Here is a 23,653-nt window from a genome sequence, read left to right on the forward strand (position 1 = left end):
GCCACACACCGTGGCCCGGCCCCTGGAATCCGGTTTGCGGGGGCCATCTTGGTTCCAGAATACGGACACCCCCGGTCGAAAGGCCGGGGGTGTTTTGTTTCAGGCTGAGTGATGGCTCAGCGTTGCCGGGCGCGCCAGGCTGCCCACGCCTCGGGCGTGTCCAGATCGGTGATCGCGCGGCTGCCGTCCAGCGGTACGGGGACAAACCCCACGTTGCGGATGAGATCGGCGGCGCCGCTATCTCCGGTCAAACTGCTCAGCTCTTTGAAAAATCGCGCCGGGAAAAGTGTGGGATGTCCGGGGGTGCCATCCGGTGCTGTGGCGCGCAGGATGCGACTCGGCGCGCTGGCATGCGCCTGCATCATCTTGTGCAGATCTTCGGTTTCGATATCCGGCAGATCCGGGAGCAGGATGATCAGCGCGGTCGAGCCCTCGGGCAGTGCGCCGATGCCGGCGCGTAGCGAAGCGGCGATCCCTTCGGACGGATCTTTCACCGGGACCAGATGCGCGCCAGTGCCAGCCAGCGCCGCGCTGCGTGCGGGGCGGCCCGCTGGTGTTGTCACCAGCACATGAGCCCCCGTGGCCAGCGCGCGGCGCGTCTGGCGTAGAAGGAGTGGCGCGCCGTCCACATCCTCCAACAGCTTGTCGGCGCCGCGCATCCGCTTGGAGGCTCCGGCGGCCGGAAGCAGGATGGCGACGTTCATTCCAGGGTGCGGGCGAGGGCGCAGAACTGCTCCAGCCCTATGGTCTCGGCCCGGTCGGTGGGCTGAATGCCGGAGGCGATCAGCCGGTCCTCAATATCGGGCGCCAGCCCCTTGAGTGCGGCGCGCAGCATCTTGCGCCTTTGGTTAAACGCCATGGCGACGACCCGTTCCAGCAGCTTCGGCTGCGCGGGATAGCGCGGCTGCGGCAGTGCGGTCAGATGCACCACGGCGGAGGACACCTTGGGCGGCGGGCTGAATGCCTCGGGGGGCAGATGCATCACGATGCGCGGCTCGGCCCGCCACTGAGCCAGAAGGGCAAGGCGACCATACGCTTTGGAGCCGGGCGTCGCCACGATCCGCTCGGCCACCTCGCGCTGGAACATCAGGGTCAGCGATTGCCAGAAAGGTGGCCAGGTATCCGGGGTCAGCCAGCGCACCAAGAGTTCGGTCCCGACATTATAGGGCAGGTTGGCGGCAACCCGGATCGGCGGCGTCAGATGCTGCAAGGGATCGACCTTCAGCGCGTCGCCAATCACAACCGTTAGTCGGTTAGGATAGGCTTCGGCGATCTCGTTCAGGGCAGGCTGGCAGCGGGCATCCTTCTCGATCGCCAGCACCCGGCGCGCCCCTTCGGATAACAGGCCACGCGTCAGCCCGCCGGGGCCGGGGCCGATCTCGAGCACGTCGCATTCGGTCAGATCACCCGCCTGCCGCGCGATCTTGGCCGTAAGGTTCAGATCCAGAAGGAAGTTCTGTCCCAGCGATTTGCGCGCGCTCAGATCATGGGCCGCGATCACCTGCCGCAGCGGCGGGAGCGCATCGATGCTCATACCTGCCGCGCGGCGCCCATGCGGCCCGCCATTTTCAGCGCTTCGATCAGCGAGGTCGGGTTGGCCATACCGCGTCCGGCAATGTCCAATGCGGTGCCGTGATCGGGCGACGTGCGCACGATGGGCAGGCCAAGCGTGACATTGACGCCCCTGTCAAAGTCCAGCGTCTTGATCGGAATCAGCGCCTGATCGTGATACATGGCGATCGCCGCGTCATAGCGCGTGCGCGCGGCGGCGTGAAACATCGTATCGGCTGACATTGGCCCGGTGATCTCCATCCCTTCGGCCCGCAATTCGGCGATGAGCGGCGCGATCATGTCCTGCTCCTCAAGCCCGATCTTGCCGCCTTCGCCTGCATGCGGATTGAGCCCCGCCACGGCGAGGCGCGGCGCAGTGATGCCGAAGTCGCGGACGAGGCCCGCATGGGTGATGCGAATCGTATCAAGCAGCAATTCGCGCGTCAGCGCGGCGGGCACTTCGGCCAGCGGAATGTGGATGGTCGCCGGCACCACGCGCAGCTGGTCGCTGGCGAGCATCATCACGACGCGCGGTGTGCCGGTGAGTGCAGCGAGGTATTCGGTATGGCCTGGATGGCCAAAACCGGCCCCGTCCTGCAGCGCCTTTTTGTGAATGGGCGCGGTGCAAAGCGCCAGCGCCGCGCCGTCGCGCACCAGATCCACACCCCGCGCGATGGCGTCGATGACGCCCTGCGCGTGGGCAGGGTTCGGCGTACCGGGCGTGAGTTGGCCTGGCATGGAATGCGGAAGGACCGGCAGACCCTGCGCCGGATCCGCCTCGCCAGGCCGGTCGATCAGCTGCACGGGGCATCCTTCGGGCAGGTGCGACGGATCGCCGATCCAGAAAAAGGGCAGGGACGCGCCCAAAGCCTGCCATGCCTTTTGCGCCAGTTCCGGGCCGACGCCCGACGGCTCGCCGCAGGTGAGGGCGATTGGCAGGGATGCAGGGCGTTGCATCAGTATTCGATGATCCGCGCCTCGGCGCGCAACTGCTCAAGATACCCGTTGGCAAAGGATTCCATCCGGCGTGCGGCGATCTGCTGGCTGAGTTGCGCCGTGTTGTCGCCCGCTTCCTCACCCTCTGCCGAAGGCGTGGCCGACTGACCCGCGCCGTCGATGGAAAGGCTGCGACCACACATCATCAACAGAATCAGCGTCTGACCGTTTGCGCGGGTGACATCATAGGACACCTCGCCCGGATCAAGCCGCGAGAGCGAAATGGCGATGTCATTCGGGATCTCGCCAGGCGCCTTGGTGCCACGTTCCAGCACGTTTTCGGGCTGGTCCTTGGCAATGCCGTAGAGATCGTCACAGGTATCGGTCTGAGCATCAACCTGGGCTGCGCGCGCAAGTGCTTCGGGGGTGCGGCCGCCGGGGATGTAATAGGCGGCGTATTCGATGGCGCTATAGCTGGGCTCGGGCACTTCCGTTTCCTGGATCTCGCGCAGCTGGAACAGCGCCACCGCTCCGTCGAGCGGCAGCGGATCGGTCACCTCACCGGGCGCGAGGCCCAGAACCAGCGGGCGCAGGACCGGGGGCAGCTGCGTGATCGGCTGCCAGGGCAGGCGGCCACCCGCCTCGCGTGTCCGCGTCGCCGAAACCTGCCGCGCCTGCGCGCTGAACGCACCGGTCGAAGTCAGCTCGGATATCTCGCGGGCCTTGGCCATGGCGCGCTCTTCGCCCGGTCCCTCGAAGGGGATGATGATCTCGGACAGCAGGACGCGCACGCCGGTGCCGTCCTGGATGGCGGCGCGGGCGCGTTCCAGATCGGCCTCGCTGACCGACACGCGCGCACCGAACCGCGCCTGTGTGAGCTCGCGCCAGATGAGACCGGAGCGCACGAACGCCTCAAACGTCTCGCGGCTGACGCCGCCGCGCTCTAGCAGGGCGATCATTTGATCGGCGCTGAGACTGCCTTGGGACGCGAAATTTTCCATCCCCGCCGCAATCTGTTCATCCGACACCGTGATACCTTGCGCTGCGGCGGCCTGCGATTTCAGACGGTCCTCGATCAACTGCTCACGGGCGAGACGGGCGGGGTCGGCCGGTGCGCGCAAGAGCTTGAGCAGCTCGGTCCGCTGGTTCAGCTCATAGCGGGTGATAGCCGCACCATTCACCTTGACCACCGGATCGAACAGGCCCTGCGCGACGGCGATACCGGGCAGGGCAGCCATTCCAGCGGCACCGACGGACAGCGCAAGTCCAAGCAGAGCGGCGCGCAGGGCGCGAGGGGCGGTCAAGGGGCGTGAGGTCATTTCTTGCATTCCCGAACATAGCTTTTGTCCTCGGCGCGGGCTGAAAACCCACGCAGGCCAACGGTCAATGAGATGTCCGTCGACGGCTCGAGGATAGTGGAAGAGGTGAAGCGGCGCGAGGCCGAAAGCGTAACATCGACGCATTCATTCGTATAGGTCACGCCGACGCCCGCATTGACGGACTCGTCACTGGCCACGTCATAGCGCCATTCGGCGCTGCCGGTCCAGTGGCGCGACAGTCGATAAGAGGCATCGAACGCCCATTCCGACACGGTGCCGGGGCGCAGCTCCTGCGGATCTCTGGGCAGCCAGATATAGGTGGCGCCCAGATCCAGCGCCGCATTGCTCCAACTGGCGCGGGCCTCGGCCTTGGTGGTGTCGAATACCTCGTCGAAGAGGCTGCGCGCGGTGAAGGTCAGCCCGTTTTGCGTATTGATCTGACCGGCGATCAGAAGGTCCGAGGTCGAACCCTGCAAACCCGAGGAGAGCGAAAAGCTGTTACTGCCGTCCGTTTCGAGCTGGGCCTTGTCGCGCACGACCTGGCCCAGTGTCAGCGTGCTGCGCAATCCGCCGGGGGCAAAGCGCGTCCAGTTCAGCCCATAGGCCGCACTCAACCCACGCTCGCGCCGATCGGCGGCGGAAAAGCGTGACAGAGATAGCAGGTTGCCTTCGTCGAACTCGTTGCGCGTGGCCTGGTCGACCGCGATATTGGGTGTGCTGCCACCGACCCAGCCCAGCTGAACGACCGGCTCGATCAGGTGCACCGTACCGCCGGCCGTGGTTTTCGCCATGGGATAGCGCAGCGTCAGCGCCGCGCGGGGTGTCGCGTCGGTATAGTCGCTGCGCGTGTTGACGGCGGCGCCCTGAACCCCGATGTGATCGACGTCCACTCCGGTCTGGAACGTTGTCCGCAGACCGTTCATCACGGTCCAGCTGCGCAGCCAGTCTGCGCTGGCGGTCAGTCGCACCACATCGCGCCCATCGGCAAAGCGATCGAAATCGGGCCCATCCGTGCGCAGGTCGGACGTGCGGTAATGACCATGCGCTTGCGCGGCAAAGCGCAGCTCGCCGCCCATGCGGGCCGGAAAGAAGCGTTTTTCGTAGTCCAGATTTGCCACTGACGTAGGCAAGGTGGAACTGTCTTCGCCAGATCGCAGAGTGTGAAAATAGGTCAGTGCGGCGCGGCGCCACTCATCCCGGCGCACCCGCTCGACAGAGATCTCGCTATCCAGGCGATCTTTGCTGTCATAGCCGTATTCCAGCAAATAGGCGTCGTCTGACACCGCTTCGATGTCGAATTGTAGGACGTAATCCTGCGGGAGCGCAAAGACACCCCTGCCGTTGAGATACGCGCGACGTTCGCCGCGCCGGACATCATCGTCACTGAATGCGCCCTCGAATTCAATTCCGCCGGTGCGAAATTCTTGCCGATAGCGAAATTCTAGCGTGCGCGTTTCATCGGTCAAAAACGGCGTCAAAGTTAGGTCTTTGTCGTCCCCGATCCGAATGAAGTAGGGTATCTTGACGCCCGTTCCGAGCAATGTCGAGTTGTAGAGCGTCGGAGTCAGAAAGCCGGTCAACCGCTCGACCGTGGGATCGGGCAGGCGCAGGCGCGGAAAATAGGCGATGGGCACGTTGCCGACGTGGAATTGCGCCCCATCCAGGAAAAGCTGCCGTGTTTCGGCGTCGTGAATCACGCGCCGCGCGCGGATCTGCCACAGCGGCGCGTCACCTTCCTTGCAGACCCGGCAGGAGGTCACCGCGGCCTTGTAGAGCTGGGAATACCGTCCCTCACTGCGACTGATCTGATTGGCGGCCAGTTGCAACTGATCGTCCATCACGACACGCGCGCCGGTCAGGATCCCGTCGCGCAAATCGCGGCTCAGCTCGCCGCTATCGGCCAGGACGGTGGTATATTGCCCATCGTCCAGCATCAGTGGTCCGGTGATGGTCAGCGTGTCGGCGTCCCGGTCATAGGTGATGCTTTGCGCCTTGAGGCGCTGCCCTTCGTACATCGCCTCGACATTGCCGGTCGCAGTCAGAACACTGCCATCCGTGATCGTCACATCATCGGCGACCAGCAGGGCGGGGGCCTGCGCCGTCCGGGATGCCGTAGCGACGCCGCGTTCCTGCGCGGCCAGCGGCGTAGCGAGAGGGGCGCCAAAGGCCAGCGCGCTGCCAAGGGCAACAGCCACGAATGGCAGGGGATGGCGGGCGCGGATCATCCGTCCTCCATATGCAGAACAATTCCGAGGGCCAGCATCAATGAGGCCACGGGCGGCGCCCATGCGGCAAGGATTACGGGGATTTGCCCGTTCTCGCCAAGCACTTGCGCGAAGTTCCTGATGTAATGAAGCGAAAAGCCCAGCATAATTGCGATCAACACGGAAATGCCGGTATTCGTGGTGCGGACATGGCGCATCGTGAAGGCAGCGGCCATCAGCACAAGTGCCATCAGAAAGATCGGGCGCGCCAGCTCCATCTGGTACCAGACCGCATAGCGCCGCGCGGAAAACCCGGCATCCTCCAGCTGCGAGATAAAGCCGGGCAGGTCCCAGATCGGGATGTATTCAGGCTTGCCGAAACTGTCCACGATGCCCTCGCGCGTGAGGGCCGAAGGCACTGACAGACTGTCCATCGTCTGCGCCTCTGCCTCCGGGTTCAGCCCGTTCGAGAGGGTCCATAGCTTCACACCCGTCAGCTGCCATTCGCCCACGCCCAGCGCGGCACGCTCTGCGGTTATGCGGCGCAGCGGCTCGCCCTCGGGCGAGAAGGAGATGAACGTGGCATTGCTCAGAACCGACACATCTGCGCTGGCCGACGCGGCATGGATCACGGTCTGGCCATCGGCACTGCCTTGGCGCAGCCAAAGCCCCTCGGACGAAAGGGCAAGGATGTTTGAGCCGAAGCCGCTATAGGCGGCGACAAGGTCGTGATAGCGTTTGGACGACGCGGCGACGAGCGGGTTGAACACCGTGATCGACACGATGCCGATCAGAGCCGCCATCATCACGGGCGCGCCCATGCCGCGGAACCCCGACAGGCCCGAGGCCCGCACCACCACCATCTCGGACGAGCGCGCGAGGCGCACAAACACCGCGACAGCGGCCAGGATGATGACGAGCGGCAGGATTTCGTAATTGGCATGGGGCAGGTTCAGCAACACCACCTCGGCCACGTCCCACACAGGCAGCTCGGGGAAATCCTGCAGCTCATCGACCATGTCGATCAAACCGAGGATCACGACGAAGACCGCCGTGATGCCCAGATAGGTCCAGAGGAACTTGCGTGCAAAATACCAATGCAGGGTCACGTTGCGGCCTCCGGGCGCGCGCGCCGCACACCGCGCAAGCGCCGCAAAAGCCCCGGATGCGCCGCCGAATAGAGCAGCAACCAGCCGATGCCAAAGCCGATCAGGGCGGGCAGGTAGAGCAGCGGCCACATCATCGGCGCGGTCAGAACCGGCCCCGCCACCGCGCTTTCGACAAGTTTGACCCCGATCAGTAAAAGGAAAGCCGTCAAGATCTGGCGCCAGACGCCAAAGCGGCTGAAGCCGCCCTGCAAGAGCGTGGCAAAGCCGATCAGCGCCGCGACGATACAGAGGATCGCCTGCGCGAACCGCGAATGAAGGGCCGTGACGGCCACCCCGAGCGTCACGCCCGTCCGCTCGGCCACCGCGCCGGGATCGCGGATGAGGTCGGGCGTGCCTGCAAAGGCGATACGGTCGAGGTTGAGCGCGCTTTGTGACACAAGCCGGCTGATATCATACGAGAAATCGTCGAAATGCGTGGTAAAGAGTCGTTGGCCCTCCGGCTCGATATTCTGCGCCAGACCGTCCAGCATCACCAGCTTGGTGCCGCCACCCTCCTGAACCAGGTAGGCGCGGGCCGAGGTGTAGGTCGTCGGCGCATCGGGCTGGCGGCGATCAGACAGGAACACGTTGCGCAACTCGCCCTCGGGCGTGATCTCGCGGATGTAAAAGGTGACGCCCGCCGCAGGGTGCAAAAACTCACCCTCGGTCAGCAGCTTGGCGGTGATGTTGCCCGACACCTCGGCGCGGCGCTGCTCCAGTTGTTTCAGGCTGAGCGGGATCAGCACATGCGACAGGAGCGACATCATCAGCGCGACAATTATTCCGAAATAGAGGACGGGCCGCGCCATGCGCCAAGGCGAATAGCCGGTCGCCTGCATCACGGTCAACTCGCTCTCGGTACTCAGGCGGTTGGTCACGTAAACCGCGCCCGCGAAGGCCGCGATCGGCAAGACAATGCCGATGACGCCGGGGAGCGTAAGTGCGGTGAACTCGACGAAGACCCAAGACGACTGCCCGTCACTGACGAGCCGGTCGAACATCCGCACCGCCTTGTTGATCCAGAAGATCGACACCAGAACCAATGCGAAAAAGCCGAACAGCACCATGAATTGCGACAGCATGTATCTGTCGAATCTGGCCACGTATCACCCCCTCAGCACCATATCTGGTGGCAAGCTATCCGAAACCGGCGCGCGGTAAAACTGCTAAAGCGCGGGCGTGCATCCGGTCCATGCGGCGGCGCGCGCCATTGCACTTGGTTCAAAAATGCGCAGAGTCCGCGCAACCCGTTCGGGGCGGCCTGCGCCGCCCGCGAAGACCCAATCAGGAGACGATACATGACCGCACCCGCATCTACCCGCATCATTGCCACCGATCTGGACGCGCTGGCCAGCGCCACGGGGCGCATCGCGGTCTTGATCGGCTCCGATGGCAAGCTGGGCGATGGCGCGCGGCGCATCAACAAGCTGACGAAGGGCGCGCTTGCGCGGATGATCGAGGGCGGCGCGCTGGAGGGCATGAAATCCGGCGAGGTCAAGACGCTGGCCTGGCCTACGGGCCTCAAGGCCGAGGCGGTCGATATTCTCTGCCTCGAGCGGAACGCGAAGGAGATCGAGGCGCGCAAGGCGGGCGCGGCCCTGGGCAAGCTGCTGGATAAAGGCGGCATGACCGTTCTGGCCGCGCAGCAGCGCCGCCCCGTCGATCTGATGCTGGGGCTGATCCTGCGCGCCTACAGCTTTACCGCGCGCAAGACGGGCGAGCAGAAAACCTTCGGCGAGGTAACGCTGATGGTGTCGAAGCCCGACGAGGTCGAAGCCGAGGTCGAGGCCGCGCGGGCCGTGGCCGAGGGCGTCTTCTTCACTCGCGATCTGGTGAGCGAGCCCGCCAACCACCTGACAACCACCGAATTCGCCAAGCGCATCAAGGATATGGAGAGCCTCGGCCTCAAGATCACGGTGCTGGAGGAGGACAAGCTGGAGAGCCTCGGTATGGGCCTTCTGCTCAGCGTCGGTTTCGGCAGCGCCAGCCCGTCAAAGGTGGCAATCATGGAGTGGAACGGCGGCGCCAAAGGCGACGCGCCGCTTGCCTTGGTCGGCAAGGGCGTTGTCTTCGACACTGGCGGGATCAGCCTGAAACCGGCTGCCGGAATGGAAGACATGACGATGGACATGGGCGGCGCGGGCGTTGTCGCGGGCGTGATGCGCACTCTGGCGCTGCGCAAGGCCAAGGCGAATGTCGTCGGCCTCGTGGGCCTTGTCGAGAATATGCCATCGGACCGCGCCACGCGGCCCGGCGATGTCGTGACCTCGATGAAGGGCGACACGGTCGAGATCATCAATACCGACGCCGAAGGCCGCCTCGTTTTGGCGGATGTCATGTGGTACGCGCAGGAGACCTTCAAACCGCGTGCGATGGTCGATCTGGCCACCCTGACGGGCGCGATCATTATCGGCCTCGGCCATGACAATGCAGGTGTCTTCAGCAATGACGACGCGCTGGCGGGCGCCTTCCTGAAGGCGGCGGGCGCCGAGGGTGAAGGCGCATGGCGCATGCCCATGGGCCAGTCCTATGACGACCAGCTGAAAAGCCAGATCGCCGATATGAAGAATGTCGGCGGTCGCCCCGCAGGCTCGATCACGGCGGCGCAGTTCCTGCAGCGGTTCGTGCAAGAGGGCACGCCCTGGATGCATCTGGATATCGCGGGCGTCGCCTCGGTCAAGTCCGACACGGATTACGCCCCCAAGGGCGCGACCGGCTGGGGCGTCATGGCGCTGAACCGCCTCGTCGAGGATATGTCCGGCGAGGCCAAGTAACGCCCATGGGCGCCGCCTATTTCTATCACCTGACGCGCGCGCCGCTGGAGGCGACCTTGCCCATGCTCCTGGACAAGGCACGCGGCGCGGGCTGGCGCGTGGCCGTGCGCGGGACCGATCCCGCGCAGATGGATGCGCTGGACGACGCGCTGTGGTCCGCGGGGGGCGACGATGCCTTTTTGCCCCATGGCCGCGCGGGCCAGCCGCATGAGGCGGATCAACCGATTCTGCTGACGACGCTGGCCGAGATGCCCAATGGCGCCACCTGCCTGATGGCCGTGAGCGGCGCTGAGGTGGCCCCCGACGAGGTGCAGCGGCTCGACCGGGTCTGCATCCTCTTCGATGGCAATGACGAGGCCGCCGTCGCCCATGCGCGCATTCAGTGGAAGGCGCTGACCGATGCGGGATGCGCCGCGCAATACTGGTCCGAGGCGTCCGGCCGCTGGGAAAAAAAGGCCGAAAAAGAGCCCGCCGCGTCCTGAGACGGGCGGGCCGAGTTACCGGGATAGATTGCAGTGTTTACTCCGCGCGGAGCGGGATCTTGTCCTTGTTCATCGCGTAGCCCCACGGCAGCTCGCTGTTTTTCCAGCCGTTCTTCAGCCGCCATGGCCCGCGCGGATCATCCTTGACCGTGCCACCCTCAAAACCGTCGACGACGACATAGACGGCGCTCAGCCCCAGATCCTTCAGCGCATTCGCCGAAGGCGCGCCGCGCGTGCCGCCCGAGCGGCACATCAGCATCACGGGCGTATCCTTGTCCATGCCGCGCGCCTCCATTTCGGCGGCGATCTTCGCGGCGAACTCGGGGTTCCTGCGCATCTGCAAGACCGGTTTCTCGGGGTTCCAGGCGGTGGGATCGACCATCAGAAAAGGCACGTTCACATCCACCACATCGGTAAAGCCGGTGAACATGATCTCGATCGGCTCGCGCACGTCGACAAAAAGAACGTCGTCGCCCTTGGACATTTTCATCTCATAGGCTTCGCGGGCGGTCAGGTAGAGCCCCCAGTCCGTCTGCTGGGCCGGGTCTTCGGGCACATCGGCGGCCAAAGCGCCGGTGCCGAGCGTGGCCGCCACCAGGGCGGCGGTGATCCATGGCTTGAACATGGGTGGATCCTCCTTCTCGCTTAAAAAGACAGAACGCGTGCGTCAGGGTCCATCAGGGCAGCAGCCATCGCCGGCGGCTTGGCCACGGTGATGCCATCCAGCAGCACATCCGCTTCGGCGCCCTTGCCGGGCAGGTAGATCGCGCAAACCTCGACGGTGGCGCCAGCCTCGCGGATCTTCTGCATCAGGCCTTGCGGGCTCATGCCCATGGGCGGCTGCGCGGCGGTCGCGCTTTCGGGTGCGTCCTTCAGCGCGATATCGCCACCCGGACCGCAAAGCAGCATGTGACCGCTGGCGCCGGTTTTCATGGATTGCATTGTCAGGACCATCCCCATCAGCTGCGTTTGCGCATCGGCGCTGGTGATGATCGTCACGACCTTGCCGGGCGCATCGTCCGCTACGGCGGGCAGGGCGGCGGTAAGGGCGGTCGCGCAAAGGGCGAGTGTCGGGATCAGGCGCATGGGATGTCTCCTTCAAAGAACGTATGCATTTCCCTGAATATGACATCTGGCGCGGTGCCGTATTGATCTTGATCAACCACCCCTGCGGCGCGCCGCCGCAGGGCGCCTAGCGCTCGAGGATCAGCGTGCCGCCGGTGATCTGCACGCTGCGGAACCGTTCGAGATAACCCATGCCCAGCAGCGACTCGCGCAGCTCGCCCGAGTTGACCACAGCACGCACGCCCCGGTCGCTCAGCCCCTCGACGGAGATAGTATCCAGCCGCACCGGCGCGGTGCGCACGATGCCGTTGGCGGTGCTGGCCTGCCCGGTGAAGTTCAGGTTTTCGGGGCGCAGGCCCGCCGCAGCCGCATCCTCGCGGCTCAGCACGATGTCGCTGGCGCCGGTATCGACGACAAAGCGGATGGGCGCGCCGTTGACTTCGGCATCGAGGTAATAGTGACCGTCGGGCGCGCGGGGCAGCTCGATCCGGCCCGCCTCGGCGCTGACCGACTGGCGCGGCGCCACCGTGCCACGCACATCGTCCCAAAGGCCGATCGCCGCAATAACGCCGATGAAGATCGCGCCCCAGACCGCCGCCTGCTGCAACGTCTTGCCCAGACTGTCACGATTGGCGGCGAAAAACCACATCATCACCGCGCAGCCAAGCACGATGAGATAGACAAGATGGGCGGTGTCGAAATCGGTGTTCATACGCTCAAGATAGGGTGCCGGCGCCGCCGATGCCAGATCAACCGGCCAAGCCGAAACCGCGCAGACCGTCCAGCACGAATTGCACCGCCAGCGCGGCCAGAAGCATGCCCAGAACGCGGGTGACGACGGCGATGCCCGTCTTGCCAAGCGCCCGCTCCAACATGCCCGCGCCGAGGAACGAGATGAAGACCAGCGTCATCACGAACAGCATCGTGCCCAGCACCCACATGAGGCCTGAAACCCCCTGATGTTCGCCCGTCAGAAGAATGATCGTGGCGATGGCGCCGGGCCCGGCGATCAGCGGAATCGCCAGCGGAAAGATCGACGGATCGTCATGGTCGTCCTGCTCGGCCGTATCCTCGCGCCGCGCGGTGCGGCGCTGGAACAGCATGTCGAGCGCGGTCAGGAACAAAAGGATGCCGCCCGCGATGCGGAAGGCGGGCATCGAGATGCCGATGAAGCCAAGCACCGCCTCGCCGAAGGCGCCAAAGACGCACAGAAGCGCGGCGCCCATCAGGCAGGCCCGAATGGCGATGGACCGGCGCATCTGCTTGTCCATCCCGCGCGTCAGCGCAAGGAACAAGGGCGCCAGCGCGAACGGATCGAGCACGATGAAGAGCGTGACGAATGTGGTGATGAGCGCGGCGCTTTCCATAATCTCCAATTCCCTCGGGGCAGCCTCAGGCCTGCGCCCGCTCCAGTTTTTCCAAGGCGCGCATCCAGAGGGATTCGGCGCGCTCCTGCGCTTCCATCACCTCGGAATACTTCTTTTGCCAGACGGTCGCTTCGTCCTTGTTGTCCTCGTCATACATCGCCGGATCGGCCAGCTTCTTGGCCAGCTTGTCGGCCATTGTGCTCAGCTTTTCAACGCGTTCTTCGCATTTCCTCACGTCCTGCTTGAGCGCGGTGATCGCGTCCTTGGAAGGGCGCTTGGGCTTTTGCTCCTTGGCCTTTTCCTTGGGCGCGGGCTTGTCACCGGCCAGCAGCATGGCGCGATAGCTTTCCAGATCGCCATCATAGCTCGCAACGCGCCCGTCCTTGACCAACCATAACCGGTCGGCGACGAGGCTGAGAAGGTGCATGTCGTGGCTGACGAGGATCACGGCGCCCGTATAGGCGGTCAGCGCCTCGACCAGCGCCTCGCGCGATTCGATGTCGAGATGGTTCGTCGGCTCGTCGAGGATCAGCATGTGAGGCGCGTCGATGGTCGCCAGCATGAGGCTGAGCCGCGCCTTTTGCCCACCCGAGAGTTTGCCCACCAGCGTTTCGGCCTGCTCGGCGCCGATGCCGAAGCCGCCAAGGCGCGCGCGCAGGCGCGACGGCGTCTCGCCGGGGCGCAGGCGCCGGATATGATCGATGGGCGTCTCGTCGACATGCAGCTCCTCGACCTGGTGTTGGGCGAAGAAACCGACGCGCAGCTTGGACGAGGTGGTCATCTTGCCGCCCATCGCTTCAAGTTTGCCAGCCAAGAGCTTGGAGAGCGTTGATTTTCCCTCGCCGTTCTTGCCCAGAAGGGCGATGCGGTCATCCTGGTCGATCCTGAGGTCGAGCCGCTGCAGGATCGCCTTGCCGTCATAGCCGACCGATCCGCCCTCCATATGGATGATGGGCGGCGACAACTCTTCGGGCGAGGGGAAGGTGAAGCGTTTCAGCGCGGCCTCTTGCGGGGTCGTGATCGGCTTCATCTTGGCGATCATCTTGAGGCGCGATTGCGCCTGCACCGCTTTGGACGCCTTGGCGCGGAACCGGTCGACAAAGCTTTGTAGATGCGCGCGGCGCGCCTCTTGTTTCTTGGCTTCGGATTCGGCGGCAGCGAGACGGGCGGCGCGCGTTTCGGCAAACGTGTCGTAGGCGCCGTTATAGAGCGTCAGCTTTTTATCCTCGAGATGCAGGATCGAGCCGACGGCGCGGTTCAGAAGGCCGCGGTCGTGGCTGACGATCAGCACGGTGTGCGGATAGCGCGCGAGGTAGGTTTCCAGCCAGAGGGCGCCCTCGAGGTCGAGATAGTTCGTCGGCTCGTCCAGTAGCAAGAGATCGGGCTGGGAAAAAAGGACGGCGGCCAGCGCCACACGCATCCGCCATCCGCCAGAGAAGGCCGAGCAGGGCTGGCGCTGCGCATCGTCGTCAAAGCCGAGGCCCTTGAGGATCGAGGCGGCGCGCGCCTCGGCGCCCCAGGCGTCAATATCGCTAAGGCGCGTCTGTACTTCGGCGATACGCGCGGGATCGGTTGCCGTTTCGGCTTCTGCCAGCAAGTTCGCGCGCTCGGTATCGGCAGCCAGAACCGTGTCGATCAGCGACACCTCGTTGCCCGGCACCTCTTGGCTGACACCGCCGATGCGTGCGCGCTGGGGCAGGGTGATGGACCCGCCCTCCAGCGCCAGCTCGCCCCGGATGATGCGAAAGAGCGTGGTCTTGCCCGTGCCGTTGCGGCCCACGATGCCCACCTTGTGGCCATCCGGGATACTCGCCGAAGCGTTTTCGATCAGCGGGCGGCCCGCGACGGAATAGGATATGTCATCAATGCGCAGCATGTGGCACGCCATGCCTTGTCCGCGCGCCCGCGTCAATCGCGCCTTTTCATGCGCCAGCCCCCATGCTATCGGGGCGCCAATCCAAACGGGGCGGGGCATTGGGCCTTGCCCGCATGACATATGAAGAGGCTGACATGGCTAAAGAACGCACGCTGAGCATCATCAAACCCGACGCGACCGAGCGTAATCTGACCGGCAAGATCAACGCCAAGTTCGAGGATGCGGGCCTGCGCATCGTCGCGCAGAAGCGCATTCACCTGACCCCGGCGCAGGCGGGCGAGTTCTACAAGGTCCATGCCGAGCGTCCCTTCTATGGCGAGCTGTGCGAGTTCATGGCTTCGGCGCCGGTCGTCGTCCAGGTGCTGGAAGGTGAGGGCGCCATTGCCAAGAACCGCGAAGTGATGGGCGCGACCAACCCCGCCGATGCCGCGGCCGGCACCATCCGCGCCGAATTCGCCGAGAGCGTCGGCGAAAACTCTGTCCACGGCTCGGATGCGCCCGAGACTGCGAAAGAGGAAATCGCGTATTTCTTCTCGGGTCTCGAGCTGGTCGGCTAAACGCCGGACCGCTTCGGGATCACACCGATCTCATCCAAGGCCGCATCCATCGGGGTGCGGCCTTTTTCTTTGGTATCAAGGGATTGGGCGGCATTCTTGATGTGGTCAAAGCGTTTGCGCAGGGCGACCTTCTCGTCGCCGTGGCAATCATTCCAAGGACGGCCCTGAAGACCCATGACCATGGCATAGTATCCGATGAAATGCGGCTGCGTGCCCGAAGCGATGAGCATCGCGTAGGCGGCATCAGGGCCCAGATCGCGCAGCGCATCCGCTGAATGGATGCCAGCGCGGGCGCAAGCGGCCTCGACGGCGGGGCCGAGATTGCGGATGGAGGAGACGGGATCAGGCGCGGCGCTCATCTGCGCAGAGTATCGCCTGATCCGATGACCTGCCAGCGCCTAGATGCTGGCGAAATCGCTGAAGACCTGCCGCGAAATGATCTGCGGTTTGGACGCCACCTTGCGCGGCGCGGCGCGCTTTATCTGCGGCTTGGCAGGCGCGCCCGGCTTGGACGTCGGTGCCTTGGGGGCGGGGGTGGAATTTGGCATCGGAGTGCTCCTGTGAATAGGGTCACGCGCCGGAAATGCATCCAGCTGGCAGCTGGTGATGCAAAGCATGCTCGCCTCGAACCGGGGCGTGAATGCGGTGCAATTGAGGCAAAATTTTGGCAAAGGCAATATGCTTTGAAAGACATCGGCGGGGCGCCACCCATGCCCCGCCAACTCTTTGCAATCACATCATCTTTTCCACCGCTGGCCCGAAGGCCGAGGGGGTGGGCACAATTGTCACACCCGCATCCGACAAGATTTCGACCTTTTCCTGCGCCGACTCGCCGAAGGCCGACACGATTGCGCCCGCATGCCCCATGCGCCGCCCTTTGGGCGCCGAAAGGCCTGCGACATAGGCCGCGACAGGCTTGGTCATGTGGTCGCGGATATATTCGGCGGCGGCTGCCTCTTGCGGGCCGCCGATTTCCCCCACCATAACGACCGCATCGGTGCCTTCGTCCTGCTCGAAAAGCTCCAGGATATCGCGAAAGCTGGACCCGTTGATGGGATCGCCGCCGATGCCGACGGAGGTGCTGACCCCGATCCCGCGTGCCTTCATCTGGCTGGCCGCCTCGTAGCCCAGCGTGCCCGAGCGGCCCACGATGCCGACGCGCCCTGGCAGATAGATCGAGGGCGGCATGAGGCCCGCAAAGGCCTGGCCGGGCGAGATGATGCCCGCGCAGTTCGGCCCGATCAAACGCATGCGGCGCGCCTCCTTGTAGCGGCGCATGTAGCGTTTGACGCGGATCATGTCCTGCGTCGGGATGCCATCGGCGATGCACACGCAGGTCTCGATCCCGGCATCGGCGCATTCCATGATCGAATCCGCCGCGAAAGGGGGCGGCACGAAACTGACCGCGAAGGTCGCGCCCGTCTCGGCCACGGCGCCCTTGACGGTGTTGAAAACGGGCAGGCCGTTATGCAGCGCGCCACCCTTGCCGGGCGTGACGCCGCCGACGACATTGGTGCCGTAGGCGCGCATATCCTCGGCATGAAAGCTGCCTATGCGGCCCGTCAGGCCAAGGACCAGAACCTTGGTTGTCTTGTCGATCAGGATGCTCATTGTGCTGCCTCCGCCGTGGTGGATGGGTTTCCGGTGGCCTTCCAGGCTGCGACCACTTGTTCTGCGGCCTCGGCCAGCGTCTCGGTCGTGGTGATGTCGAGGCCGCTTTCGGCCAGAACCTTGCGGCCCTCGTCCACATTCGTGCCCGACAGGCGCACGACCAGCGGCATGGTCAGGTTCAATTCCTTGACGGCGCGCACGACACCCTCGGCGATCCAGTCGCAGCGGTTGATACCGGCAAATATGTTGACGAGGATCGCCTCGACCTTGGGATCGTTGAGCACGGCCTTGAACGACATCAGCACCCGCTCGGGGCTGGCGCCGCCGCCGACATCGAGGAAATTGGCAGGCTCGCCGCCCGACATCTTGATCATGTCCAGCGTGGCCATGGCGAGGCCCGCGCCGTTGACGATGCAGCCGATATGCCCCTCGAGGCCGATGTAATTCAGCCCGCGATCCTCGGCATAGGTCTCGCGCGGGTCCTCCTGGCTCTTGTCGCGCAGCTCGGAAATTTCGGGATGGCGGAAAAGAGCATTGGCGTCGAAGCTGAGCTTGGCGTCCAGCGCAACGATCTCGCCCGATTTGGTCACGACCAGCGGATTGATCTCCAGCATGGCGGCGTCCATCTCGTCCATCGCGCGGTAGGCGCCGGTGATCTGCTTGACTGCCTGCGGGATCAGCCCGGGCTCCAGCCCCAGCTGAAAGGCGATCTCGCGCGCCTGAAAGGCCTGCATGCCGACGGCGGGGTCGACGACAGAGCGGATGATGCTGCCCGGCTCATTGGCCGAGATATCCTCGATTTCCATTCCGCCCTGGGCGGAGGCAACGACGACGACGCGCTCCTCGGTGCGGTCCATGACGAAGCCAAGATAAAGCTCCTGCGCAATGTCCGTGGCTTCCTCGATATAGAGCCGGCCCACCAGCTTGCCCTGCGGTCCGGTCTGATGCGTGACCAGCTTGCGGCCCAGCATCCATGTGGCGGCTTCCGCGATCTCGTCATCGGTGCTGCAGATCTTGACGCCGCCCACCTTGCCGCGCGCGCCGGAATGGATCTGCGCCTTGACCACGACGCGCTCGCCCGACAGCTCTTGGGCGCGGTAGACGGCCTGCTCGGGGGAGTAGGCGATGCCGCCTCTGGGCACGTTGACGCCGAATTTCTTCAGCAAATCCTTGGCCTGATATTCGTGAATATCCATGGGGTTACCTCATCCCTTGGCCGCGATGGCATCGGCCACCTGCAGCACATTATTCGCCATCCGCTCACTTGCCGCGTCGATCATCTTGCCGTCGAGGCTGGCCGCGCCCTTGCCCTCGGCCTCGGCCTTGCGCAGCTCTTCGATGATGCGGCGGGCGCGGGTGACTTCGGCCTCGGGGGGCGAGAACGTCTCGTTCGCCAGCGCGATCTGGCTGGGGTGAATGGCCCACTTACCTTCGATCCCGAGGGCGGCGGCGCGCTTGGCCGAGAGGGTGTAGCCGTCGGGATCGCTGAAATCGCCAAAAGGGCCGTCGATGGCGCGTAAGCCATAGGCGCGGCAGGCGACTGTCATGCGGCTGAGCGCGAAATGCCACTGATCGCCCGGATAATCGGGGTTCAGCCCGCCGATGACCACGGTGCGCGCGCGGTTCGAGGCCGCGTAATCCGCCACGCCGAAATGCAGCGCCTCCAGCCGTCCGGGTGCGGCGGCGATCGCCTCGACATTGGCCATGCCGAGCGCGGTCTCGATCAGCGCCTCGAGGCCGATCTGGTGCTTTAGCCCCATCGCCACTTCGATCTGGCTGACCATGGTTTCGACGGTGTAAAGATCGCCCGGCACGCCGACCTTGGGCACGAGGATCGTGTCCACATGGCTCCCCGCCTGCTCGAGGATATCGACCACATCGCGATACATGTAATGCGTGTCGAGACCGTTGATGCGGATCGACATCGTCTTGCCCTTGGCGCGCCAGTCGATGTCGTTCAGCGCCTCGATGATGTTCTTGCGCGCCTGCACCTTGTCAGGGGGCGCCACGGCATCCTCGAGATCGAGAAAGATGTAATCGACATCGCTGTCGGCGGCCTTCTCGATCATTGACGGGTTCGAGCCGGGCACGGCCAGCTCGGATCGCTGCAGGCGCTGTTTCTTGAGCGGGTGCAAGGTGTAGCTCATCTCGGTATCCTTCCTCGGGACGATGTCATGAGGATCAGGATGCCGGGATGCGCGCGCGCCGCATACTTTCGCACGGGTAGCATCGACAGGGTGCAGATGCGGCATGGCGCCGAACGGGTAGGGCGGGGCTACCCGGACACAGCGCTACCGTATGCGGTGGGGTGCGGAATGCGCGCGCATTCCGACTGCGGAAAATACGATTTTTCCGCTAGAGCACGATGCGCATCGGCTCGTTATTGCAAAAGATGATCATCTGGCCGGCATTGGTGACGGCGTGATATCCGCGGCGTTTCAGCTCGGCGACAAACCGGTCGCGCCCGACATAGCGATCGATGTGATCCAGCTTGCGGCGCAAAACACTCCCGCCTTGCGCCGATTGCGCGCCGAAGAGGCTTTGCATCCATTGCTCGGGCGTCATGGTGATGGGGGTATTCATGCTCATGCCCCGACTTTCGCCGGGGCATGGTTAAAACGCGGTTAAGTGCAGTCAGGCGTGCTTGCGGTAATGCTCTTGCGCGGCGGCGACGCCTGCGCCGGGTGTGATCTTGGCGCCCGCGTCGCGCAGGGCCATCTCGGTCGCGGACAGCGCACCGCACAGCATCACCGGGTTGAGCGAGCCCAGATGGCCGATGCGGAACGCCTTGCCCGCCAGCTTGTTCAGGCCGCTGCCCAGAGAGGTGCGGTACTTGGAGTAGGCGATCGAGATCACCTCCTTGGCGTCCACGCCCTCGGGCGTGTAGATGGCCGAGACGGTATTGGACTGCCATTCGGGCGCGGCGGCGACCAGCTTGCATCCTTCCCACTGGGCCACGGCCTGGCGCACGCCTTCGGCAAGGTAGGCGTGGCGCGCCCACACGGCCTCCATGCCCTCGGCCAACATCATGTCCAGCGACACACGCAGGCCGCGCAAAAGCTGCGTGGGCGGCGTGTAGGGGAAATACCCAGTGTCGTTCAGCTTGATCATCTCATCGAAGGCAAAATAGCTGCGCGGCATCTTGGGGCTGTTCGATGCGTTGATCGCCAGCGCCTTGTCCGACACACCCAGAAATCCAAGACCCGCAGGCAGCATGAAGCCCTTTTGCGAGCCTGCCACGGCCAGATCGACGCCCCAGTCCTCCTGCTCGAACGGGATCGAGCCGATGGCGCTGACGCCGTCCACAAAGAGCAGCGCGGGGTGGCTCGCCGCGTCCAGCGCATCGCGCACGGCCTTCACGTCGGAGGTGACGCCCGTGGCCGTCTCGTTATGGGTGACAAAAACGGCCTTGATCGCGTGGTCGGTGTCAGCCTTCAGCTTGGCCGCATACTCTTCGACCGGCACGCCCTTGCCCCATTCGACCTCGATCAGGTCGACGTCGAGGTTCAGACGCTCGGCCATATCGGCCCAGAGCAGCGAAAACTGCCCAAAGCGCGCCATCAGCACCTTGTCGCCCGGCGCCAAGGTGTTCGAGATGGCGGATTCCCATGCGCCGGTGCCCGAGGACGGGTAGATGAAGACGCGGCCATTGCGCAGGCGGAACGCCTTCTTGATGTCCTCCAGAACGGGGCGGACGAAGTCGCAGAAATCGGGCGCGCGCATGTCTTCCATGGGAATGTTCATCGCCTGGCGCACCTCTTCGGGAACGTTCGTGGGGCCGGGAATATAGAGGTGGGAAAAGCCGTGCATGTTGGAACTCCTTTTGCTGCGCCCATGTATCCTGCGCCCTGCACCGGGGCGCAATGCCCGAGTGCATGGCACCGGGCGCGATCTGCGCGCCATGTGCGCCAAACGGGTAGGGCGGGCCTACCCGGCACGCCCGACGTACCCGATGGCATACCATCGCACACAGAAATATTGGGCAAAATCAGATGGTTCAGGGCGCAAACCGCGCAGAATTATCGTGACTTATTCCTGGTGATATGCAGCAATCCATTCATGGATGAGGCAAATCTGACAGATGCGCGCGTGATGGTCGCGGACCGGCAACTGATCGTTTGCCAGGGCATCGGCTCGCTTGTCGGGCAGATCGACGGGATCGAGCTGGGCGTGTTCGTAACTGATCTGGCCGCCCTGCGCGCCGGCCTCGCGGCCGAGCGGGGGCGGCTGATCGTCATACTGGGCGTGCGCCTTGCCGATTGCGATCTGGCGACCGCGATGGAGACGATCCGGCGCGACAATCCTGCCGCGCTGGTCGTCGTCGTGGCGGACGAGAGCGAGTTCGCCTTTATCCGCGCCGCGATCAAGGCGGGCGCGAACTCCGTCTGCACCATGCCCCAGATTCTGGTCAGCCTGCCGCGCATCCTGGGCAAGCTGGTCGAAGGGCATTCGATCCTGCCGACCGAGATCCTGCGCCGCCTTGCCAACGAGACGACCGACACGCTGTCACGGCGCGAGCATGAGATCCTGGGCCTTCTGGCGAACGGTCTGACGAATTTCCAGATCTCGGCACGGCTCGGCCTGTCTGAAAACACGGTGAAGTATTACCTCAAGGCCATCTACCAAAAGCTGGATGTCAACTCGCGCGGGGCGGCCATCGCGAAATACGTGGCCGGGAACTACTGACGGCGCGCCGCCCGCTTAGCCCCGCCGTCTGCGCCTGCGCCCCTCGTCGCCGCCACCCGATCCAGCGTTGAAATTCGGGCTGGGCAAGGTCGTGATCTTGGCAAGCTCGGGGAATGTCTCGGTCTTGTGCGGGATCGCGTTGGCGGCCACGAAATGCTCCTGAAACTTGGGCTCGATGGCCGTCTCGACCTTGTGGATGCGGCGCACCATCTGTTCGATCTCGGCCCGCGCCTTGAGGCTGCAAAGCGCAATGCGCGCGCCCGTGCCCGCCGCATTGCCCGCCGATGTCACCTTGCTCAGATGCGCATCGGGGATCATGCCCAGCACCATCGCGTGCAGGTTCGAAATATGCGCGCCGAAGGCCCCGGCCAGCACGACGCGGTCCACCTTGTCGACGCCGCGTTCATCCATAAGCAGGCGCGCGCCGGCATAGAGCGCGGATTTGGCCAGCTGGATCGCGCGAATGTCGCCTTGGGTCACGGTGATGCGCGGGCCGCCTTCATCCGTGCTGTCATGCACAAGATAGCTATGGGTGCGCCCCTCGGGCACCATGCGCGGCGTGCCGGTGGCCTCCGCGCTGCCCATCAGGCCGTTTTCGTCCATCAGCCCTGCCATGCGCAGTTCGGCCACGGCCTCGATGATGCCGGACCCGCAGATGCCGGTGATGCCCGAGGCGCCGATGGCCTCATCGAAGCCTTCCTCATCGGACCAGAGGTCGCTGCCGATCACGCGAAAGCGCGGCTCTTTCGTCACGGGGTCGATGCGGATCGCCTCGATCGCGCCGGGTGCTGCGCGCTGGCCCGAACTGATCTGCGCACCCTCGAAGGCGGGGCCTGTGGGCGAGGAGCAGGCCAAAACGCCGCCCTTGTCGCCCAGAAGGATTTCGGCATTGGTGCCGACGTCGATGATCAACACCAGATCGTCCGACGCGCCCGGCTGCTCGGCCAGGGCAACGGCGGCGGCATCGGCGCCGACATGGCCCGCAATGCAGGGCAGGATGTAGATGCGCGCGCGGTCGTTGATTGCGGTGATGTCCATCTCGCGCGCGTTCAGCGTGATGCTCTCGGACGTGGCCAGGGCGAAGGGGGCCTGGCCCAGCTCGACCGGGTCAATCCCCAGCAGCAGATGGTGCATGACCGGGTTGCAGACGATCACCGTTTCAACGATCAGATCGGCCGAGATGTCCGCCTCCTTGGCGATTTCCTCGGCCAGAGTGTTGATCGCCTCGCGCACGGCGCGGGTCATTTCCTTGTCGCCGCCGGGGTTCATCATCGCATATGACACGCGGCTCATCAGATCCTCGCCAAAGCGGATCTGCGGGTTCATGATGCCCGAAGAGGCGATGACGGCGCCCGTGTCGAGATCGGTCAGGTGCGCGGCCACGGTGGTCGAGCCAAGGTCGATGGCCAGACCGTACAGCCCTGCCTCATGCAGGCCCGGCCAGATCTCGATCACGCGGGGTGTGTCGCCCGCGTGGCCCTTGTTCAGGGCCACGGTCACTTGCCATTTGCCCTTGCGCAGCACCGGCTGCAACTTGGACATCAGGGATAGATCGGCGGTGATGGCGGGAATGTCCCATTCGCGGCGCAGCGCGCGGGCCAGACGCTCGAAATCGCCGGTCGGCTCGTGCATGTCCGGCTCGTCCACCTCGACGAAATAGAGGCGCGTGGCGGGATCCATCTCGACCGCGCGGGTCGATGCGGCCTTGCGCACGACCTGGCGGTGGACCTGGCTCTCGGCGGGCACATCAATCACCACGTCGCGCTGCACGGTCGCCTGACAGCCGAGTCGCCGGCCTGCTTTCAGCCCGCGCTTGTCGTCATAGCGCTGCTCGACCGAATTCCACTCGGACAGCGCGTCCTCGGCCACGGTCACGCCATGCTTGGAAAACTCGCCGTAGCTGGGCGTGATTTGGCATTTCGAGCAGATGCCGCGCCCGCCACAGACCGAATCGAGATCGACGCCCAACTGCCGCGCGGCGGTCAGGACAGGCGTTCCGACAGGAAAGCGTCCACGCTTGCCCGAGGGAGTGAAAACGACGAGAGGATCGGTGCTCATGACGGACTTCCATCTGTTG

The 23,653-nt window shown here is 64.6% G+C and carries 24 protein-coding genes; 4 read left to right on the forward strand and 20 right to left on the reverse strand.

What is annotated here, in order from left to right; all coding sequences use genetic code 11:
• Positions 1 to 116: 116 nt before the first annotated feature.
• The 7 genes from BW975_RS09295 to lptF are packed head-to-tail and all read right to left on the reverse strand — an operon-like array spanning position 117 to position 8,240.
• Positions 117 to 704 (reverse strand): nucleotidyltransferase family protein, encoded by a 588-nt coding sequence (locus BW975_RS09295; RefSeq protein ID WP_076532905.1) that lies wholly within the window; start codon positions 702 to 704, stop codon positions 117 to 119.
• Positions 701 to 1,534, reverse strand: a complete 834-nt coding sequence (rsmA, locus tag BW975_RS09300; protein WP_076532906.1) for a 16S rRNA (adenine(1518)-N(6)/adenine(1519)-N(6))-dimethyltransferase RsmA — start codon at positions 1,532 to 1,534, stop codon at positions 701 to 703. The genes BW975_RS09295 and rsmA overlap by 4 nt, the downstream gene beginning before the upstream one ends.
• Entirely contained in the window at positions 1,531 to 2,508 is a 978-nt protein-coding gene (gene pdxA / locus BW975_RS09305; protein ID WP_076532908.1) for a 4-hydroxythreonine-4-phosphate dehydrogenase PdxA, read from the reverse strand. Before pdxA ends, rsmA begins: the two co-directional genes overlap by 4 nt.
• Positions 2,508 to 3,806 carry a peptidylprolyl isomerase gene (locus tag BW975_RS09310; RefSeq protein ID WP_076532909.1) on the reverse strand — a complete coding sequence of 433 codons (1,299 nt, stop codon included), beginning with the start codon at positions 3,804 to 3,806 and terminating at the stop codon, positions 2,508 to 2,510. Before BW975_RS09310 ends, pdxA begins: the two co-directional genes overlap by 1 nt.
• Positions 3,803 to 6,031 (reverse strand): LPS-assembly protein LptD, encoded by a 2,229-nt coding sequence (locus BW975_RS09315; RefSeq protein ID WP_076532911.1) that lies wholly within the window; start codon positions 6,029 to 6,031, stop codon positions 3,803 to 3,805. The genes BW975_RS09310 and BW975_RS09315 overlap by 4 nt, the downstream gene beginning before the upstream one ends.
• Positions 6,028 to 7,119, reverse strand: a complete 1,092-nt coding sequence (gene lptG, locus BW975_RS09320; protein WP_076532913.1) for an LPS export ABC transporter permease LptG — start codon at positions 7,117 to 7,119, stop codon at positions 6,028 to 6,030. The genes BW975_RS09315 and lptG overlap by 4 nt, the downstream gene beginning before the upstream one ends.
• Positions 7,116 to 8,240, reverse strand: a complete 1,125-nt coding sequence (gene lptF / locus BW975_RS09325; protein WP_076532914.1) for an LPS export ABC transporter permease LptF — start codon at positions 8,238 to 8,240, stop codon at positions 7,116 to 7,118. Before lptF ends, lptG begins: the two co-directional genes overlap by 4 nt.
• Before the next feature lie 216 nt (positions 8,241 to 8,456).
• On the opposite strand from lptF, the gene BW975_RS09330 reads away from it, so the two are divergent.
• Complete coding sequence (locus BW975_RS09330) at positions 8,457 to 9,932, forward strand: leucyl aminopeptidase (RefSeq protein ID WP_076532916.1); 1,476 nt, start codon at positions 8,457 to 8,459, stop codon at positions 9,930 to 9,932.
• Between the two features lie 5 nt (positions 9,933 to 9,937).
• The gene (locus BW975_RS09335) at positions 9,938 to 10,414 is read left to right on the forward strand and encodes a DNA polymerase III subunit chi (RefSeq protein ID WP_076532917.1); all 477 of its coding nucleotides are present in this window, start codon (positions 9,938 to 9,940) and stop codon (positions 10,412 to 10,414) included.
• 37 nt (positions 10,415 to 10,451) lie between these two features.
• Here BW975_RS09335 and BW975_RS09340 read toward each other — a convergent pair whose 3' ends face one another.
• The 5 genes from BW975_RS09340 to BW975_RS09360 form a co-directional block, all read right to left on the reverse strand.
• Positions 10,452 to 11,039, reverse strand: coding sequence for a rhodanese-like domain-containing protein (locus BW975_RS09340; protein WP_083687030.1), 588 nt, complete (start codon positions 11,037 to 11,039; stop codon positions 10,452 to 10,454).
• Positions 11,040 to 11,059: 20 nt separating this feature from the next.
• Positions 11,060 to 11,500 carry a DsrE family protein gene (locus BW975_RS09345; protein WP_076532919.1) on the reverse strand — a complete coding sequence of 147 codons (441 nt, stop codon included), beginning with the start codon at positions 11,498 to 11,500 and terminating at the stop codon, positions 11,060 to 11,062.
• A gap of 106 nt (positions 11,501 to 11,606) precedes the next feature.
• Positions 11,607 to 12,191 carry a retropepsin-like aspartic protease family protein gene (locus BW975_RS09350; protein WP_076532920.1) on the reverse strand — a complete coding sequence of 195 codons (585 nt, stop codon included), beginning with the start codon at positions 12,189 to 12,191 and terminating at the stop codon, positions 11,607 to 11,609.
• Between the two features lie 37 nt (positions 12,192 to 12,228).
• The gene (locus tag BW975_RS09355) at positions 12,229 to 12,846 is read right to left on the reverse strand and encodes a MarC family protein (protein WP_170846527.1); all 618 of its coding nucleotides are present in this window, start codon (positions 12,844 to 12,846) and stop codon (positions 12,229 to 12,231) included.
• Between the two features lie 25 nt (positions 12,847 to 12,871).
• The gene (locus tag BW975_RS09360) at positions 12,872 to 14,722 is read right to left on the reverse strand and encodes an ABC-F family ATP-binding cassette domain-containing protein (protein WP_076532922.1); all 1,851 of its coding nucleotides are present in this window, start codon (positions 14,720 to 14,722) and stop codon (positions 12,872 to 12,874) included.
• A 134-nt stretch (positions 14,723 to 14,856) separates the two neighbouring features.
• On the opposite strand from BW975_RS09360, the gene ndk reads away from it, so the two are divergent.
• Positions 14,857 to 15,279 carry a nucleoside-diphosphate kinase gene (ndk, locus tag BW975_RS09365; RefSeq protein WP_076533598.1) on the forward strand — a complete coding sequence of 141 codons (423 nt, stop codon included), beginning with the start codon at positions 14,857 to 14,859 and terminating at the stop codon, positions 15,277 to 15,279.
• Here ndk and BW975_RS09370 read toward each other — a convergent pair.
• The 7 genes from BW975_RS09370 to BW975_RS09395 all read right to left on the reverse strand — a co-directional run bounded on the left by BW975_RS09370 (position 15,276) and on the right by BW975_RS09395 (position 20,700).
• Positions 15,276 to 15,638, reverse strand: a complete 363-nt coding sequence (locus tag BW975_RS09370; protein ID WP_076532924.1) for a TfoX/Sxy family DNA transformation protein — start codon at positions 15,636 to 15,638, stop codon at positions 15,276 to 15,278. The two genes, ndk and BW975_RS09370, sit on opposite strands and share 4 nt — an antisense overlap.
• A gap of 39 nt (positions 15,639 to 15,677) precedes the next feature.
• Positions 15,678 to 15,827, reverse strand: a complete 150-nt coding sequence (locus BW975_RS18055; protein ID WP_170846526.1) for a hypothetical protein — start codon at positions 15,825 to 15,827, stop codon at positions 15,678 to 15,680.
• A 184-nt stretch (positions 15,828 to 16,011) separates the two neighbouring features.
• Positions 16,012 to 16,890 (reverse strand): succinate--CoA ligase subunit alpha, encoded by an 879-nt coding sequence (gene sucD / locus BW975_RS09375; protein ID WP_076532925.1) that lies wholly within the window; start codon positions 16,888 to 16,890, stop codon positions 16,012 to 16,014.
• Complete coding sequence (locus BW975_RS09380) at positions 16,887 to 18,086, reverse strand: malate--CoA ligase subunit beta (protein ID WP_076532927.1); 1,200 nt, start codon at positions 18,084 to 18,086, stop codon at positions 16,887 to 16,889. The genes sucD and BW975_RS09380 overlap by 4 nt, the downstream gene beginning before the upstream one ends.
• A 9-nt stretch (positions 18,087 to 18,095) precedes the next feature.
• Positions 18,096 to 19,037 (reverse strand): HpcH/HpaI aldolase/citrate lyase family protein, encoded by a 942-nt coding sequence (locus BW975_RS09385; protein ID WP_076532928.1) that lies wholly within the window; start codon positions 19,035 to 19,037, stop codon positions 18,096 to 18,098.
• Positions 19,038 to 19,245: 208 nt separating this feature from the next.
• Positions 19,246 to 19,479 carry an N-(5'-phosphoribosyl)anthranilate isomerase gene (locus BW975_RS09390; RefSeq protein ID WP_076532930.1) on the reverse strand — a complete coding sequence of 78 codons (234 nt, stop codon included), beginning with the start codon at positions 19,477 to 19,479 and terminating at the stop codon, positions 19,246 to 19,248.
• Between the two features lie 45 nt (positions 19,480 to 19,524).
• Positions 19,525 to 20,700 (reverse strand): pyridoxal-phosphate-dependent aminotransferase family protein, encoded by a 1,176-nt coding sequence (locus BW975_RS09395; protein ID WP_076532931.1) that lies wholly within the window; start codon positions 20,698 to 20,700, stop codon positions 19,525 to 19,527.
• A 249-nt stretch (positions 20,701 to 20,949) separates the two neighbouring features.
• On the opposite strand from BW975_RS09395, the gene BW975_RS09400 reads away from it, so the two are divergent.
• Positions 20,950 to 21,576 carry a helix-turn-helix transcriptional regulator gene (locus BW975_RS09400; RefSeq protein ID WP_076532933.1) on the forward strand — a complete coding sequence of 209 codons (627 nt, stop codon included), beginning with the start codon at positions 20,950 to 20,952 and terminating at the stop codon, positions 21,574 to 21,576.
• A 15-nt stretch (positions 21,577 to 21,591) separates the two neighbouring features.
• On the opposite strand, the gene BW975_RS09405 is transcribed toward BW975_RS09400, so the two are convergent.
• Positions 21,592 to 23,634 carry an ASKHA domain-containing protein gene (locus BW975_RS09405; protein ID WP_076532935.1) on the reverse strand — a complete coding sequence of 681 codons (2,043 nt, stop codon included), beginning with the start codon at positions 23,632 to 23,634 and terminating at the stop codon, positions 21,592 to 21,594.
• Between the last annotated feature and the right edge of the window lie 19 nt (positions 23,635 to 23,653).

The sequence above is a fragment of the Roseovarius nanhaiticus genome (genome assembly GCF_900156535.1).
Taxonomy (GTDB): domain Bacteria; phylum Pseudomonadota; class Alphaproteobacteria; order Rhodobacterales; family Rhodobacteraceae; genus Roseovarius; species Roseovarius nanhaiticus.

Coding starts and splice junctions, on each gene's coding strand:
- BW975_RS09350 (WP_076532920.1), bottom strand. CDS start 12,191: ATGAACACCGATTTCGACACCGCCCATCTTGTCTATCTCATCGTGCTT.
- BW975_RS09400 (WP_076532933.1), top strand. CDS start 20,950: ATGGATGAGGCAAATCTGACAGATGCGCGCGTGATGGTCGCGGACCGG.
- BW975_RS09405 (WP_076532935.1), bottom strand. CDS start 23,634: ATGAGCACCGATCCTCTCGTCGTTTTCACTCCCTCGGGCAAGCGTGGA.
- BW975_RS09360 (WP_076532922.1), bottom strand. CDS start 14,722: ATGCTGCGCATTGATGACATATCCTATTCCGTCGCGGGCCGCCCGCTG.
- ndk (WP_076533598.1), top strand. CDS start 14,857: ATGGCTAAAGAACGCACGCTGAGCATCATCAAACCCGACGCGACCGAG.
- BW975_RS09315 (WP_076532911.1), bottom strand. CDS start 6,031: ATGATCCGCGCCCGCCATCCCCTGCCATTCGTGGCTGTTGCCCTTGGC.
- pdxA (WP_076532908.1), bottom strand. CDS start 2,508: ATGCAACGCCCTGCATCCCTGCCAATCGCCCTCACCTGCGGCGAGCCG.
- BW975_RS09330 (WP_076532916.1), top strand. CDS start 8,457: ATGACCGCACCCGCATCTACCCGCATCATTGCCACCGATCTGGACGCG.
- BW975_RS09355 (WP_170846527.1), bottom strand. CDS start 12,846: ATGGAAAGCGCCGCGCTCATCACCACATTCGTCACGCTCTTCATCGTG.
- lptF (WP_076532914.1), bottom strand. CDS start 8,240: ATGCTGTCGCAATTCATGGTGCTGTTCGGCTTTTTCGCATTGGTTCTG.
- BW975_RS09340 (WP_083687030.1), bottom strand. CDS start 11,039: ATGTTCAAGCCATGGATCACCGCCGCCCTGGTGGCGGCCACGCTCGGC.
- BW975_RS09370 (WP_076532924.1), bottom strand. CDS start 15,638: ATGAGCGCCGCGCCTGATCCCGTCTCCTCCATCCGCAATCTCGGCCCC.
- BW975_RS09310 (WP_076532909.1), bottom strand. CDS start 3,806: ATGACCTCACGCCCCTTGACCGCCCCTCGCGCCCTGCGCGCCGCTCTG.
- BW975_RS09295 (WP_076532905.1), bottom strand. CDS start 704: ATGAACGTCGCCATCCTGCTTCCGGCCGCCGGAGCCTCCAAGCGGATG.
- BW975_RS09345 (WP_076532919.1), bottom strand. CDS start 11,500: ATGCGCCTGATCCCGACACTCGCCCTTTGCGCGACCGCCCTTACCGCC.
- sucD (WP_076532925.1), bottom strand. CDS start 16,890: ATGAGCATCCTGATCGACAAGACAACCAAGGTTCTGGTCCTTGGCCTG.
- BW975_RS09390 (WP_076532930.1), bottom strand. CDS start 19,479: ATGAGCATGAATACCCCCATCACCATGACGCCCGAGCAATGGATGCAA.
- BW975_RS09395 (WP_076532931.1), bottom strand. CDS start 20,700: ATGCACGGCTTTTCCCACCTCTATATTCCCGGCCCCACGAACGTTCCC.
- rsmA (WP_076532906.1), bottom strand. CDS start 1,534: ATGAGCATCGATGCGCTCCCGCCGCTGCGGCAGGTGATCGCGGCCCAT.
- BW975_RS09335 (WP_076532917.1), top strand. CDS start 9,938: ATGGGCGCCGCCTATTTCTATCACCTGACGCGCGCGCCGCTGGAGGCG.
- BW975_RS09385 (WP_076532928.1), bottom strand. CDS start 19,037: ATGAGCTACACCTTGCACCCGCTCAAGAAACAGCGCCTGCAGCGATCC.
- BW975_RS09380 (WP_076532927.1), bottom strand. CDS start 18,086: ATGGATATTCACGAATATCAGGCCAAGGATTTGCTGAAGAAATTCGGC.
- BW975_RS18055 (WP_170846526.1), bottom strand. CDS start 15,827: ATGCCAAATTCCACCCCCGCCCCCAAGGCACCGACGTCCAAGCCGGGC.